At 66.0% G+C, this 13,754-nt stretch carries 14 protein-coding genes; 6 read left to right on the top strand and 8 right to left on the bottom strand.

Annotated features, from left to right (window positions below; all coding sequences use genetic code 11):
• The first annotated feature begins 55 nt into the window (after positions 1-55).
• From HCT51_RS18545 to HCT51_RS18570, 6 genes are all read left to right on the top strand, one after another.
• Positions 56-2,173, top strand: a complete 2,118-nt coding sequence (locus HCT51_RS18545) for a DUF6049 family protein (protein ID WP_166876770.1) — start codon at positions 56-58, stop codon at positions 2,171-2,173.
• Complete coding sequence (murJ, locus tag HCT51_RS18550) at positions 2,166-3,836, top strand: murein biosynthesis integral membrane protein MurJ (protein ID WP_224760586.1); 1,671 nt, start codon at positions 2,166-2,168, stop codon at positions 3,834-3,836. Before HCT51_RS18545 ends, murJ begins: the two co-directional genes overlap by 8 nt.
• A gap of 78 nt (positions 3,837-3,914) precedes the next feature.
• Entirely contained in the window at positions 3,915-4,862 is a 948-nt protein-coding gene (gene trxB / locus HCT51_RS18555; protein ID WP_166876762.1) for a thioredoxin-disulfide reductase, read from the top strand.
• A gap of 33 nt (positions 4,863-4,895) precedes the next feature.
• On the top strand, positions 4,896-5,222 hold the full coding sequence (gene trxA, locus HCT51_RS18560) for a thioredoxin (RefSeq protein WP_166876759.1): 327 nt from the start codon (positions 4,896-4,898) through the stop codon (positions 5,220-5,222).
• A 102-nt stretch (positions 5,223-5,324) separates the two neighbouring features.
• Positions 5,325-6,641 (top strand): aminotransferase-like domain-containing protein, encoded by a 1,317-nt coding sequence (locus tag HCT51_RS18565; RefSeq protein WP_166876753.1) that lies wholly within the window; start codon positions 5,325-5,327, stop codon positions 6,639-6,641.
• Positions 6,642-6,647: 6 nt separating this feature from the next.
• Positions 6,648-7,616, top strand: a complete 969-nt coding sequence (locus HCT51_RS18570) for a D-alanine--D-alanine ligase family protein (protein ID WP_166876748.1) — start codon at positions 6,648-6,650, stop codon at positions 7,614-7,616.
• A gap of 1,194 nt (positions 7,617-8,810) precedes the next feature.
• On the opposite strand, the gene HCT51_RS18575 is transcribed toward HCT51_RS18570, so the two are convergent.
• From HCT51_RS18575 to rpmH, 8 genes are all read right to left on the bottom strand, one after another.
• Positions 8,811-9,764 (bottom strand): ParB/RepB/Spo0J family partition protein, encoded by a 954-nt coding sequence (locus HCT51_RS18575; RefSeq protein WP_166876745.1) that lies wholly within the window; start codon positions 9,762-9,764, stop codon positions 8,811-8,813.
• Positions 9,764-10,654 carry a ParA family protein gene (locus HCT51_RS18580; RefSeq protein WP_279588079.1) on the bottom strand — a complete coding sequence of 297 codons (891 nt, stop codon included), beginning with the start codon at positions 10,652-10,654 and terminating at the stop codon, positions 9,764-9,766. Before HCT51_RS18580 ends, HCT51_RS18575 begins: the two co-directional genes overlap by 1 nt.
• A 131-nt stretch (positions 10,655-10,785) precedes the next feature.
• Positions 10,786-11,421 (bottom strand): 16S rRNA (guanine(527)-N(7))-methyltransferase RsmG, encoded by a 636-nt coding sequence (gene rsmG, locus HCT51_RS18585; protein WP_166876742.1) that lies wholly within the window; start codon positions 11,419-11,421, stop codon positions 10,786-10,788.
• Positions 11,422-11,435: 14 nt separating this feature from the next.
• Positions 11,436-11,936, bottom strand: coding sequence for a Jag family protein (locus HCT51_RS18590; protein WP_166876950.1), 501 nt, complete (start codon positions 11,934-11,936; stop codon positions 11,436-11,438).
• Positions 11,937-11,941: 5 nt separating this feature from the next.
• On the bottom strand, positions 11,942-12,901 hold the full coding sequence (gene yidC, locus HCT51_RS18595) for a membrane protein insertase YidC (protein WP_166876739.1): 960 nt from the start codon (positions 12,899-12,901) through the stop codon (positions 11,942-11,944).
• Between the two features lie 10 nt (positions 12,902-12,911).
• A complete protein-coding gene (yidD, locus tag HCT51_RS18600; RefSeq protein WP_166876736.1) occupies positions 12,912-13,223 on the bottom strand; it encodes a membrane protein insertion efficiency factor YidD in 312 nt (103 codons plus the stop codon).
• Complete coding sequence (gene rnpA, locus HCT51_RS18605) at positions 13,220-13,576, bottom strand: ribonuclease P protein component (RefSeq protein ID WP_166876731.1); 357 nt, start codon at positions 13,574-13,576, stop codon at positions 13,220-13,222. Before rnpA ends, yidD begins: the two co-directional genes overlap by 4 nt.
• Before the next feature lie 10 nt (positions 13,577-13,586).
• On the bottom strand, positions 13,587-13,724 hold the full coding sequence (gene rpmH, locus HCT51_RS18610; protein WP_166876728.1) for a 50S ribosomal protein L34: 138 nt from the start codon (positions 13,722-13,724) through the stop codon (positions 13,587-13,589).
• Positions 13,725-13,754 lie beyond the last annotated feature (30 nt).

The raw sequence follows: 13,754 nt of genomic DNA on the forward strand, positions 1-13,754 counted from the left end.
AGTCTAGACTCGGTGGCATGTCGGCCGAGCGGATTCACGGGGTCGGTCTATGCCCATGAAGCCACTTCGCGCCATTCTGGCGCTGGTGCTGGGCTTGACCGGAGTGGGTGCGTCGTCTCTGGCCACGGCGACCCAGACACCCGAACCGTCCGAGACATCCGATGCGCAACGCGTCTCGCTGATGGCCGTGCCCGACGCGCTGGGCGTGGTGCGCCCCGGCACAAACCTGCGGGTCACCGTTACGGTCGCCAACAACGGCAGCTCCACCCTGACCGCGGGTGAGGCCAGCCTGCACTTCGCCGCGAACCGCTTCGATTCGGCCGCGGAACTGGGCGAATGGCTCGAGACCGAGCCGGAACAGGATGCCGAGCCGATCGGCCATGCCGTGGCAACCCACGGCGATGTGACCATCGACCCGCGCAGCACCACCGAGCTGGTCTTCGACGTTCCCGCGGCCGAGCTGGGTCTCACCGCGACGGTGACCGGCGCATACCCCGTCACCGTCGAGTTCGGCGATGAGGACGGTGAACTCGCCGAGGCGCGCAGCGCCATCGTGTGGCAACCGGCCGATGCCACCGCGGCGGTCAACCTCGGTGTCGTCATGCCCCTGGTGGTGCCGCGAGAGCCCACCGGCCTGATCGACGCCGACAAGCTCGAGGGCTACACGGGCAGCACCGGGCTGCTCACCCGGCAGCTGACCGCGGCATCGACCGCGGCCTTCCCGCTGGCGATCGCGATCGACCCGATGATCCTCGCCTCGATTCGAGTTCTGGGCTCCGATGCCCCACAGAGCGCAGTGGACTGGATGTCGCGACTCGAGTCCTTGCCGAACGACACGTTCACCCTGAGCTACGCCGACTCCGACCTGACGGCTGCCTTGCAAGCCGGCTCTGGCGCGGTGGTGCAGCCCGAGAGCTTTGCCTTCGCGCTGGATCCCGCACGATTTGCCGCGCCGGAGGAAGAACCCGGGGCCACTCAGACCGCAACGCCGTCACCCACGAGCGAGCCAGACCAGGTGGCGTTGCCCGGCCCGGAAGACCTGCTGGCCTGGCCGTCAGCGTCGGCGTCTATCGGCTGGCCGGCGGCGGACACCGTCACGACGGCCGACCTGCCGCCGCTCTCCGCTGCGGGCTACCAGAACCTCATTCTCGCGTCCGGCAACGTTGACGGGGAGGGCACCTCCGCCCATGTGAACGTCGCCGATCAGAGCGCGGTCATCTCGCACTCTCTCGTGTCACGCCTGCTCGATGCCGCCGTGGGTGCCGTCTCCACCGCGCAGTGGCAGCAGGAGATGGCCAGGCTCTCTGCCGTGCTGGCCACGATGGCGGGCACCGATGGCCACGGACGCACGGCACTCGCCACCCTGGATCGCACGCAGCCGAGCGGTTTCCGGCTCGCCGAGACGGCGACAACGCTCGAATCACTGCCCTGGGCGAACCCCGCGACGCTCGATGCGGTGCTGGCGTTGCCCCCTACCGAGGCCAACCTGGTAGACGAGGCGCACAGCCCCGAGGTGCTCAACCAGATGACCGCCGCGCTGCAGGCAGATGGCGCCGATGCCGCCTTCGCGACGGTAGCAGCGGATCCGTCGATCATCACGTCCGAGCGGCGCCTCGCGCTGCTCGCGGTGATGTCGAACCGGTGGCGCGCGACATCCGGCGACTGGCCTGCGGCGATTTCGCAGTTCCTGGACGAGAGCGCTGCGCTGCGCTCGTCGGTGCACGTGGTCGACCGTGGCCAGATCCTGGTGCTCGCCGACCGCCCCGATCTGCCGATCGCCGTGCGTAACGACCTGGATCAGCCGGTGACCGTGACCCTCACCGTCGACCCGCTCACCGCCGGGCTCGCGGTGCAGGAGCGCAGCGTGTCGGTGACGCTCGAGCCTGAATCGCAGCGCAACGTGCCGGTTCCGGTGCAGTCCGTCGCCAACGGCAACGTGCCGGTGCGGGTCACCCTGACCAGCACCCCCGGTGTTCAGATCGGGCAGCCGATGATCATCCGGGTCAACGTGCAGGCCGGCTGGGAGACCGCAGGAACCATCGCGGTGGCCGTGATCATGGCTGTGGTGTTCGGCATCGGCATCACCCGCAACATCCTGCGCCGCCGCAAGGAAGCAGCGGCAGCGGATGTCGGCAGCGAGAGAATCGACGCCATGGAGACCACCGGTGACTGACGGACTCACGCCGGAACAGCCCGCCGAACGTGGCGCGATGCGCCGGGCGAGCGCCCTGCTGGCCTCCGGAACCATGGTCTCGCGCGTGCTCGGGTTCGTCAGCGCCATCCTGCTGTCGACCACGATCGGCGCGGTCGGCTCCGGCGCGAACCTGTTCGCCATCGCGAACGGCCTCCCCAACAGCATCTATGCCATCGTGGCCGGCGGTGTGCTCAGTGCCGTGCTGGTCCCGCGCATTGTGCGCGCCGGCCTGGATGCTGACGGGGGCGCCCGGTACATCAACAAGCTGGTCACCCTCGGCATCGTGATCTTCGCGATCGCGGGCCTCGCCGCCACCCTCGCCGCCCCCTGGCTGGTGCAGCTGTACGCCGCCTCGAGCGACGGTGGCGGCCGCGGCCTGGATCAGGAGCAGTTCGCCCTCGCGACGGCGTTCGCGTACTGGTGCCTGCCTCAGGTGTTCTTCTACGCCCTGTACAGCCTGCTCGGAGAGGTGCTGAACGCCCGGCACGTGTTCGGCCCGTTCACCTGGGCGCCGGCGCTGAACAACATCGTCGCGATCGCCGGCATCATCGGCTTCGCGCTGCTCTACGGCACCGACCCCGCCCACCGCTCGGTCGATTCCTGGACCCCGGCCCAGGTCGCCCTGATCGCCGGCAGCGCCACGCTCGGCATCGCCGTGCAGGCCCTCGTGCTGTTCCTGTTCTGGAAGAAGGCAGGGCTGCGCTTCCGCCCCGATTTCCGCTGGCGGGGGATGGGCCTTCGGCAAACCGGCAAGACGGCCTCGTGGATGTTCGGCATGATCCTGATCACCCAGATCGCCGGGATCATCCAGACCAGGGTCGCGTCGATCGCCGCGGGTTCGGATGACGACGCCTCGGTTGCCGTGCTGCGCTACGCCTGGCTGATCTTCATGCTGCCGCACGGCATCGTGACCTTCTCGATCGCCACCGTCTACTTCCCCCGGATGAGCCGGCACGCCCGCGATGGCGACCTGAACGCACTCCGCGTGGATCTCGGTGCCAGCCTCCGCTCCAACGGCCTGCTGGTGGTGTTCTGCGCGATCGGGCTGATGGCCATCTCCTTCCCGTTCGCGCGTCTGTTCACCGACGACTTCTCCGTCGTCACCTCGATGGCCCTGGTGCTCGTGGCGTATCTGTTCGGGCTGGTGCCGTTCAGCATGCTGTTCCTGATGCAGCGTGCCTTCTACGCCCTTGAAGACACCAGGACGCCGTTCCTGTACCAGCTCGTGCAGGGTGCCATCGCCGTGGCCGGCCTGCTCGCGGTCGCCCAGCTGCCGGTGGACCGGATCGCCATCGGCATTGCCGTGGTGGTCACCGTCGCCGGCACCGTGCAGGCTTTGATCTCGGCGCTCGTGCTGCGCAAGCGCCTTCCCGGCGCGAAACTGCTGCCGATGGTCACCGCGCACCTCGGATTCACCGCCGCGATGATTCCGGCCGCGGTCGTCGGCGCCGGAATCGTCACCAGCATGGGTGGGCTGAGCCCGGATGGATTCGCGACATCCGGCCCGATCCCGGCTGTCCTCACAATCGTGCTCGCCGGTTCCGCCATGGCGGCCGTCTACGGCGGCCTTCTGCTGCTTTTCCGCAACCCGCAGATGCTCGATTTCGCCGGCCCGGTGCTGCGCCGCATCCGCCGTTCCTAGTCCGGGCGCGCACAGACTCACGGAATATGGCCCGGATAAGATGTGTTGTACCGGCTAGACCCAACCGAAAGGTGTGCAGTGCGCCACGTCATCATCATCGGATCCGGCCCCGCCGGGTATACCGCGGCAATCTACGCCGCCCGTGCCAACCTGAATCCCCTTGTCATTGCGAGTTCCGTTGAACCCGGTGGCGAGCTAATGAAGACGACGGATGTCGAGAACTACCCCGGCTTCCCCGAGGGGATCCTCGGCCCAGACCTGATGGCCAAGTTCCAGGAGCAGGCGGAGCGCTTCGGCGCCGAGGTGCTGCTCGACGACGTCACCTCGGTCGACCTCACCGGTGAGATCAAGAAGGTCACCGTCGGCAGCGGCGAGACGTTCGAGGCGGAGAGCGTGATCTGGGCCACCGGATCCGCGTACCGCAAGCTTGGCCTGCCCGAAGAGGACATGTTCAGCGGCATGGGCGTCTCCTGGTGCGCCACCTGCGACGGCTTCTTCTTCAAGCAGAAGACCATCGCGGTCGTCGGCGGGGGAGACTCGGCGATGGAGGAGGCCACCTTCCTCACCAAGTTCGCCGACAAGGTCTACGTGATCCACCGCAAGGACTCGCTGCGCGCCTCCAAGACCATGCAGGACCGCGCCTTCGCTAACCCGAAGATCGAGTTCCTCTGGAACAAAGAGGTCAAGCACATCTACGGCGAGGGCCTCGTCACCGGCGTCGGCCTGCTCGACACCGTCGACGGCTCCGAGACCACGCTGAACCTCAGCGGGCTGTTCATCGCCATCGGCGCCGACCCGCGCACCCACCTGGTGCACGGCCAGCTCGACCTCACCGAGACCGGCACCATCGCGGTCGAGGGGCGCAGCTCGCGCACCAACCTGCCTGGCGTGTTCGCGGCCGGGGATGTCGTGGACCCCACCTACCGGCAGGCCGTCACCGCCGCGGCATCCGGAACCGTCGCCGCACTCGACGCCGAGCACTATCTCGCAGCACTCTCTGACAAGGTCGCGGCCGTCCAGGCCTGATCTCCCCCGCACGTCATAGAAAGAAGGAAAGCTATGTCAGTCGCCAAGACTGTGACCGACGCCACGTTCGAGGCCGAGGTGTTGAACTCCGACAAGACTGTTCTCGTCGACTTCTGGGCGGAATGGTGCGGCCCGTGCCGCATGGTGTCGCCGATCCTCGACCAGATCGCCGCGGAGCACTCCGAGAAGATCCAGATCGTGAAGCTCAACGTCGACGAGAACCCGGCCACGGCCATGAAATACCAGATCACGTCGATCCCGGCGATGAAGGTGTACCAGGGCGGCAACGTGGTGAAGACCGTGATCGGTGCCAAGCCGAAGCCTGCGTTGGAGCAGGATCTGGCTGAATATCTGGCCTGATCAGCACTTAGCTAGACACGAGAGCCCGTCCGACCCTGTCGCGGCGGGCTCTTGTGCTGCTCCGGCGTATTCTGGATGCACCAAAGTGGACTGGACATTTGTATGACAACACAGGGCTCATCACCGCGCGGTACTAATCTCGACCCGTGGTACGACAGCTACGCCGACCGCACGGCAGGCCTCAGCGCCTCTGAAGTGCGAGCGCTCTTCGCCGTGGCCTCGCGCCCCGAGGTGGTCTCTCTGGCCGGCGGCATGCCCTTCGTGTCCGCCCTGCCGCCCGAACTGGTGAGCGGAGCCCTGGAGCGCGTGATGCGCGACAGGGGGCCGGTGGCCCTGCAGTACGGATCCGGACAGGGAACCCCCGAGATCCGCGAGCACATCCTGCGCGTGATGAGCAGCGAGGGCATCCGGGGGACCGTCGACAACGTGGTGGTCACCACCGGGTCACAGCAGGCGCTCGATTTGGTCAGCCGCCTGTTCCTGAACCCCGGCGACATCGTGCTGGCGGAGGCCCCCAGCTACGTCGGCGCAATCGGCGTGTTCCGCTCCTACCAGGCCGAGGTCGCGCACGTCGCGATGGACGAGGACGGCATGATCCCCGCCGCGCTGAGCGAAACCATCGCTCGGTTGCAGGCCCAAGGCCGATCAATCAAGCTCCTGTACTTGATTCCGAACTTCCACAACCCGGCAGGCGTCACCCTGAGCTGGGAGCGGCGACTCGAGATCATCGAGATCGCCAAGGCGAACCACATCCTGATCCTCGAAGACAACCCGTACGGGTTGCTGCACTTCGGCCAGCCGGCACCGCACGCGATGCGCTCGGTCGAGGAAGACGGCATCGTGTACCTCGGATCGTTCTCAAAGACCTTCGCGCCCGGATTCCGGGTCGGCTGGGCGCTCGCTCCGCACGCGATCCGCGAGAAGCTGGTGCTGGCGAACGAGTCGGCGATCCTGTCACCGAGCTCCTTCGCGCAGTCCGTGATCACCGAGTACCTCAACGAGGCCGACTGGAAGGGTCAGATCGACACCTTCCGCGGCTACTACAAGGACCGTCGAGATGCGATGCTCACCGCGCTTGACGATTTCCTGCCGGAGACCATTTGGACGGTACCGAACGGTGGCTTCTTCATTTGGCTGACCTTGCCCGAGAACCTGGATTCCAAGTCGATGCTGCCGCGCGCCGTCAAGGAACTGGTGGCCTATACCCCCGGCACCGCGTTCTACGCCGACGGGGGAGGCCGCAACAACATCCGGCTCTCGTTCTGTTACCCCAGCCCCGAGTTCATCCGCGAGGGCATTCGTCGCCTGTCGACCGTCGTCAACGGCGAACTCGACCTACTCAAGACCTTCTCTCAGACCGGCCCGCTGGCGCAGCACGCGGAGCACGGCGTGATGAACCCTCCCGCCAACCTCAGCTAGGACATCATGACCCCCAGTATCAACCGCGTTCTCGTTCTAGCCGGCGGCATCTCACACGAGCGGGATGTCTCGCTGCGCTCCGGCCGCCGCGTCGCCGACAGCCTCGCCGCCCACGGGTTCGAGGTGGAATTGCGTGACCCCGACGCGTCGCTGCTGCCGTACCTGACCGAGAATCGGCCGGATGTCGTGTGGCCCGCCCTGCACGGAGCCAGCGGAGAGGACGGCGCCCTGCGCGGACTGCTCGAGTTCGCCGGCATCCCCTTCGTGGGTTCCGGATCGGACGCGTCCCGCCTCGCCTGGGACAAGCCCACCGCCAAGACCATCGCCAGTCGATCCGGCGTCGCGACCCCGCTGTCGATCACCCTCTCACGCGACGCATTCCGCGAGTTGGGCGCCACCAGCGTGCTGCACAGTGTGGCCGAGCGGCTGTCGGTTCCGCTGGTGGTGAAGCCGTCACGCGGGGGATCCGCGCAGGGTGTGACCCTGGTCGACAGTGTTGCCGACCTGCCGCGTGCCATGGTCGAGGCCTACACCTACGGCGACGTCGCCCTGGTCGAGGAGCGCATCATCGGCACCGAGATCGCAATCAGCATCATCGATACCGGTGACGGACCGGTGGCGCTGCCCGCGGTGGAGATCGTGCCCCTGAGCGGCGTGTACAGCTTCGAGGCGCGCTACAACGCGGGGGAGACCCGCTTCTTCACACCCGCTCGAATCAGCGACGAGGTCGCGGAGCGCGCCGCCGAGGCGGCTCTGACCGTGCACCGCGCCCTCGGCCTCCGGCACCTGTCGCGCATCGACTTCATTATCAGCGCAGACGGAACCCCGTGGTTCCTGGAGGCGAACGTGCTGCCGGGCCTCACCGAGACATCGCTGCTGCCCCAGGCACTGGAGGCGGCCAACCACGACCTCGGCTGGGTCTACACGGCGCTGGCCGAGGCAGCGGTGCGCGACGCCGCCGTGCTCTCCGAGTAAACGGGCGTTTCGCGGGCGCTCACAGGGCCGCCGGCGACGAATGTTTCACGTGAAACACCGGGGCAACGCTCCATTCGCTGGGTGAGGAGCGGGTGCCAGCACGTCACCTCCGCTGGTTGCGGCCGTTGGCCCCACTGGTTGCGGCCCGAACGCCAGTGCAAGCCCGCTGGTTGAGGCGCGGCGCGAGCTTACGGGCCCCGCGGTCTCGAAGCCGGTTCTCCGGGCAAGCACACGGGCGCATGGCGGGTTTCGAGACGCTCGCTGGCGCTCGCTCCTCAACCAACGAGGGTGAGCCGACTACGCGGTGCATGTTTCACGTGAAACATCGGGGCAACGCTCCTTTTGCTGGGTGAGGAGCGAGCAATCAGTGCGTCGGCCCCAGCTGGTTGAGGCGCGGCGCGAGCTTGCGAGTCCCGCGGTCTCGAAGCCGGTTCCCCGGGCAAGCACACGGGCGCATGGCGGGGTTTCGAGACGCTCGCTGGCGTACGCTCCTCAACCAACGAGGGTGAGCCGACTCCCCAGACCATGTTTCACGTGAAACACCCGCCGTTCGCGCGGGACCATGTTTCACGTGAAACATTCCCACCTGGGGGAGCGGCATACTCGACCAACCGCCGGCCGGGATCTTCGTCCACTTGCCGGCATCCAACACGGTTTATGGTGAACCACGCAGGTGAGATCTGTCATTCGGCCCTTAACTGCGCGCGCGAAGGACTAAACGCCGGACCTCACGCCATCTGCCTGGGCCTCGCCGCCCATACGGTGTCACCAGCACGCACGCCGACTCGCTGGAGGGCAGCACCCGGCGCGGCACAGGGGAGACGCACGTGTGGTGCACGGGATGAGCCGGTCCGACGTTTCACCTCGCCAAGAGGAGGGACAAACTCGTTCGCGAAGGAGATTCTTTCCTTCGTCGGGCGTTGATCGGGCGAGAACTCCTCCCTGACGCCAACCTCGGCGACAAAAGGGTCCTCCGTGACTGTGCGAGGCGCGAGAAAAGTCCTCCCTCGCTGCGGCAGACTCGCGAAGGGCCTCCGCCACTGCTCATGGCGAGCTTCGTCCCGGCCGCACAGCGGATGTTTCACGTGAAACATCGGTAGCTCGGCGGGGGAGTGGCGCAGCCAGGTTGTGCTTCAGGTGGGGGAGCGGCGTGACCACCACTGCACTCCCGGCCGGGGAGCGGTCCCCGGCGACCTAGTTGAAGCCGGGCTCGCCCAGTTCGCCGAGGATGCGGTTCAGGTCCCCGACGGTGGCGAAGTCGATGGTGATCGAGCCCTTGGATGAACCCAGGTTCACCTTGACCCGCGTGTTCAGCCGATCGCCGAGTCGATCCGCGATCTCGTTCAACTGTCCCTGGCGCCCACCGGGCAGTGGCTTCTGCTTCTTCGTGGTGGGCATCACCCGTGCAGCGGCAGCCTCGGCGGCGCGCACGGAAAGGTCTTCGTTGACGATCTTGTCTGCCAGGGCGATCATCGCCTCCGGCTCACCGACCGACAGGATGGCGCGAGCGTGGCCCGCAGTGAGCACTCCGGCGGCGACGCGCTTCTGTACCGGGGCGGGGAGCCGAAGAAGCCTGATGGTGTTGGTAATTTGCGGCCGTGACCGGCCAATTCTCTGCGCGAGCTCGTCCTGGGTGATCCCGAAGTCGGCGAGCAACTGCTGGTAGGCGGATGCCTCTTCCAGCGGGTTGAGGTTGGCGCGGTGCAGGTTCTCAAGCAGAGCGTCCCGCAGCATGTCTTCATCCGCGGTGTTCTTGATCACCGCGGGGATGCGGTCGAGGCCGAGCGCCTTGGTGGCGCGCAGCCGGCGCTCGCCCATGATCAGCTCATACTGCGGACCAGAGGGCGCGGCATCCGGAATCGGGCGCACCACGATCGGCTGCAGTACTCCGATCTCACGGATCGACACGATGAGCTCCTCGAGCTCCTCCTGGCGGAACTCGAGGCGCGGCTGATGCGCGTTCGGAACGATGTCGTTCGGGTCGAGGCTGGCCAGACGGGCGCCAGGGACGGCGAGCAGCTCTTCGGCTTGCTGGACCACCTGCAGCGACGTGGGGAAGAAGACGTCGACGGGGCGTCCCGCGGACTGATCGCCGGTGGGGATGAGTGCGCCGATGCCTCGGCCGAGTCCAGTTCGCTTAGTTGCCATTACTCAGGTGCTCCCCGTCGTGCGATCTCGGCCGCCGCCTCCAGGTAAGACAGCGAACCTGCGGAATTGGTGTCATAGCTGATCACGCTCTGCCCGTAGCTCGGTGCCTCAGAGATCCGCACCGAGCGGGGGATGAGGGTGTTCAGAACCTGCTTGGGGAAGTGGTCGCGCACATCCTGCGCCACCTGGTTCGCGAGGTTCGTGCGCCCGTCGTACATTGTGAGCAGGATCGTCGACACCGCCAACTGCGGGTTCAGGTGCCGTTCGATCAGCTCGATGTTCTTCAGGAGCTGGCTGAGTCCTTCCAGCGCGTAGTACTCGCACTGGATCGGGATGAGCACTTCACGCGCTGCGACAAACGCATTGATGGTGAGCAGTCCGAGCGAGGGAGGGCAGTCGATGAAGACGTAGTGGAACGGATCCGCCGTTTCCATGGCGAGAAACTTGTCGAGGGCGGTGCGCAGGCGCTGTTCCCTGGCAACCAATGACACGAGTTCGATCTCGGCGCCTGCCAGGTGAATCGTGGCGGGAACACAGAACAGGTTCTCGGATTCCGGGCTCTGCTTGATTACATCGGCGATGTTCTTGTCGTTTACCAGCACGTCATAGACGCTCTCGGTGTCGGAACGGTGCTCAACGCTGAGCGCGGTGGATGCGTTGCCCTGCGGATCAAGGTCAATCACGAGCACGCGGGCGCCAGCCCGGGCGAGTGCGGCGGCCAGATTGACCGTGGTCGTGGTCTTCCCGACGCCACCCTTCTGGTTGGCGACCGTGAGAACGCGCGTCTGCGGGGGAACGGGGAGTGCTTCCGCTGCCAGTGCGTGTCGACGACGGGTGATTTCCGCGATTTCCCGCGCGAGCGGGGTGGTTTCGTCGTACGCGCTAGTCACCGGTTTGCTCTCTCCATTCGCAATGTTTCACGGGGAACCAAAACGGTGCCACGCCAGCAATGTTTCACGTGAAACATGGCTGATTCGATTGTCGGTTGCGGTCTGCCATCAGGCTGGCCCGGCTGGTTGGACTAGTCCACTGTAGCCCGAAAGACGCGGGTGACCTCCGGGACAAGCCCGTCGCCGAGAACCAGAATCTCAGTGTTCACCAGGTGCGCCTTCCGGATGACTTTCGCCGCGGCATCCAGCTCGGCCTGAACGCGCTCGCCCTTCATGAAGAGCATCTCGCCGCCGTATCGAAGCAGGGGAGCGGTGATCGGGATGAGCTTGGACAGCGCGCTGACCGCGCGCGCGGTCACCTGGTCAAGCGGGCGGGGGAGTGAGACGTCCTCGGCGCGAGCGCGCAGCACGGTCACGTTCTCGAGCGCCAAGCGCTCGGATTCGGCGGTGAGCCAGTCGACGCGACGCTCCATGGGCTCGATCAGCACCATCTGCACGTCGGGTCGCGCGATCGCCAGCACCAGGCCGGGCAGTCCGGCGCCGCTGCCGATGTCACCGACCGTCGCTTCCGGCCAGAGCAGGGGAGCCACGAGTCCGGAGTTCAGAACGTGCCTGGTCCAGAGCCGGGGGAGTTCCAGTGGGCCGATCAGGCCGAGCTCTTCGCCCCACTTCGCGAGGTGCGCGGTGAATTCCCGGGCGAGCTCGAGGCGTTCGCCAAAGATCTCCGCGGCGGCCGCGGGCTCCGGCTCGAACTGCACAATCGTCATGGTTTCACGTGAAACTAGGCGCGGCGGATGACAGTGTGGCGGTCGCGCCCTTCGCCCTCGGACTCCGACGAGAAACCGTGCGCGGACACGATGTCATGCACGAGCTTGCGTTCGTAGCTCGACATCGGGGGCAGCGACGCGGACTCCGCGCCCTCCTCGATGCGCTCGACGGCGCGGTCGACCAGCTGGGTGAGCTCGGTCTCACGAGCTTGCCGTGAACCGCCTATGTCCAGGATCAGCCGCGAAAACTCGCCGGTCTTGACCTGAACCGCGATGCGGGCGAGTTCCTGCAAGGCGTTCACGGTGTCCGGCTTCGACAGCACGCGCAGGTTGCTCTCCTGGGCGGAGCTCACGGAGATGTAGGTGCGGCCGGCCCGAACGTCGATGTCGATGTCGCCATCCAGGTCGGTGATGTCGAGCAGTTCCTCGATGTAGTCCGCCGCGACGTCACCCTCGTCGCCGCTCACCTCGGGGGAGTGGTCGTAGGTTTCGGGATCCGTCTCGGGGTTCGTCAGGTCGGTCACTTCTTTTTCCCACCACTCTTCTTGGCACGGGTCTTGCTCACGGGCTGGGGACGCTGCGTCTTCTTCGGCTCTTCCAGCACGATCGTCGCGCTGTCGGGTTCTGGCTCGGGGACGTCCTTGCGCTGACGCTTCTTGGCCATGCGGGCTTCACGGGCGAGAGCCGCCTCGCTGCCGGGCGTCGGCATGTTGCGGATAACGATGAACTGCTGCGCCATCGTCCAGAAGTTGGAGGTCAGCCAGTAGAACATGACGCCGAGCGGGAACGCGAAGCCCGAGAAGGCGAAAACGAGGGGGAGGATGTACAGCAGGATGCGCTGCTGCTTGTACATCGGGCTGGCCTTCATCTCAGGCGACTGGTTCTTCGCCATGATCTGCAGCTGCGTGATGAACTGCGAGGCGCTCATCAGCACGATCATGATGATCGCAATGATGATCACGGAGCTGTTGGATGCCGTGGACATGCTCTCGCTCAGGGGAGCACCGAGAAGCTCCGCATTGGCGAACTGCATTGCGAGCGTCTCGTTGAGGAGACCGACGCCCGCGCCCTTCTCGTTCGATGCGTCATTCAGCACCGAGAACAGGCCGAAGAAGATGGGCATCTGCATCAGCAGCGGCAGGCATGAGCTCAACGGGTTCGACCCCGTGCGCTTGTAGAGCGCCATGGTCTCACGGGACATGGCCTCGCGCGAGAACTGGTCTTTCTTGCCCTTGTACTTGTCCTGGATCTTCTTCAGCTGCGGCGCAACTTCGAGCATCCGGCGCTGGGACTTGATCTGGCGCACGAAGACGGGGATCAGGGCGGCACGAACCACGAGCGTGAGGCCCACAATGGCCAGCACCCAAGTGATGCCGGCGGCGGCGGGAAGCCCGATCGCCGTGAGCAGCGTGTGCCAGCCGACGAGGATCGCCTCAATGACCCACTTGATGGGCCACAATATCGTGCTAAGAATGTCCATTGCTTTGAGGTCAGCCCTTTCCTTGGCTACTCGCCGTGACAAATCCGAGTCGCGTCACCAGATACCGCGGGTGTCGGTGTGCGGGAACGTCGTCGATCCCGCCTTCCGCCCACGGATGACAGCGGGCGATCCGGCGGCTTCCCAGCCACACTCCCTTGAGGATTCCGTGTTGTTGGAACGCCTGCAAAGTGTATGCGGAACAGCTGGGGTAGTAGCGACACACGTCGCCGTAGAGCGGCGAGATCACGAGCCGGTACAGGCGGAGCACGGCGATGCACAGGTTGCGGGGCAACAGAAAGATGAACATTGCTAGCTTGGTCATGCGCGAGGCCGTCCCGTGCTCATCGCGCCGGTACTCATCGCGTCCGTCAGCTCGCTCGCGAGTGTCTGCCAGGGCACCTGGTCTACCCCGGGCAGTCCCCGCATCACGACATCCGCTCCGGTTTGCATCGACGGCAGCACGTCGTGCGCCACGGCACGCATGCGTCGGCGAACTAGGTTGCGTGTGACGGCGTTACCCACCGCTTTTGACACGATGAAGCCGAACCGAGTGGGTTCAGAAGCGGGCCGCGGGTACAGATAGAGCACCGCATGCGCGGTGCTCACCCGTCGACCTCGACGTACCGCTTGGCGGAAATCGTCTGGCCGGAGTACCCGGTTCGCTCGTGCGAGCACCGGAAGCTGGTTACGCCGAGAGTTCGGTGCGACCCTTTGCGCGGCGGGTGGCGAGGATCGCACGACCGGCGCGGGTGCGCATCCGGGCCCGGAAACCGTGCTTGCGGGCACGACGACGGTTGTTTGGCTGGAAAGTTCTCTTGCTCATAGTTCTATCTCCGCGGCCCAGCGCAATGGC

It is taken from the genome of Salinibacterium sp. ZJ450 (assembly GCF_011751885.2).
Classification (GTDB): domain Bacteria; phylum Actinomycetota; class Actinomycetes; order Actinomycetales; family Microbacteriaceae; genus Ruicaihuangia.

Coding starts and splice junctions, on each gene's coding strand:
- HCT51_RS18570 (WP_166876748.1), top strand. CDS start 6,648: ATGACCCCCAGTATCAACCGCGTTCTCGTTCTAGCCGGCGGCATCTCA.
- trxA (WP_166876759.1), top strand. CDS start 4,896: ATGTCAGTCGCCAAGACTGTGACCGACGCCACGTTCGAGGCCGAGGTG.
- rpmH (WP_166876728.1), bottom strand. CDS start 13,724: ATGAGCAAGAGAACTTTCCAGCCAAACAACCGTCGTCGTGCCCGCAAG.
- HCT51_RS18575 (WP_166876745.1), bottom strand. CDS start 9,764: ATGGCAACTAAGCGAACTGGACTCGGCCGAGGCATCGGCGCACTCATC.
- HCT51_RS18545 (WP_166876770.1), top strand. CDS start 56: ATGAAGCCACTTCGCGCCATTCTGGCGCTGGTGCTGGGCTTGACCGGA.
- rsmG (WP_166876742.1), bottom strand. CDS start 11,421: ATGACGATTGTGCAGTTCGAGCCGGAGCCCGCGGCCGCCGCGGAGATC.
- HCT51_RS18565 (WP_166876753.1), top strand. CDS start 5,325: ATGACAACACAGGGCTCATCACCGCGCGGTACTAATCTCGACCCGTGG.
- yidD (WP_166876736.1), bottom strand. CDS start 13,223: ATGACCAAGCTAGCAATGTTCATCTTTCTGTTGCCCCGCAACCTGTGC.
- yidC (WP_166876739.1), bottom strand. CDS start 12,901: ATGGACATTCTTAGCACGATATTGTGGCCCATCAAGTGGGTCATTGAG.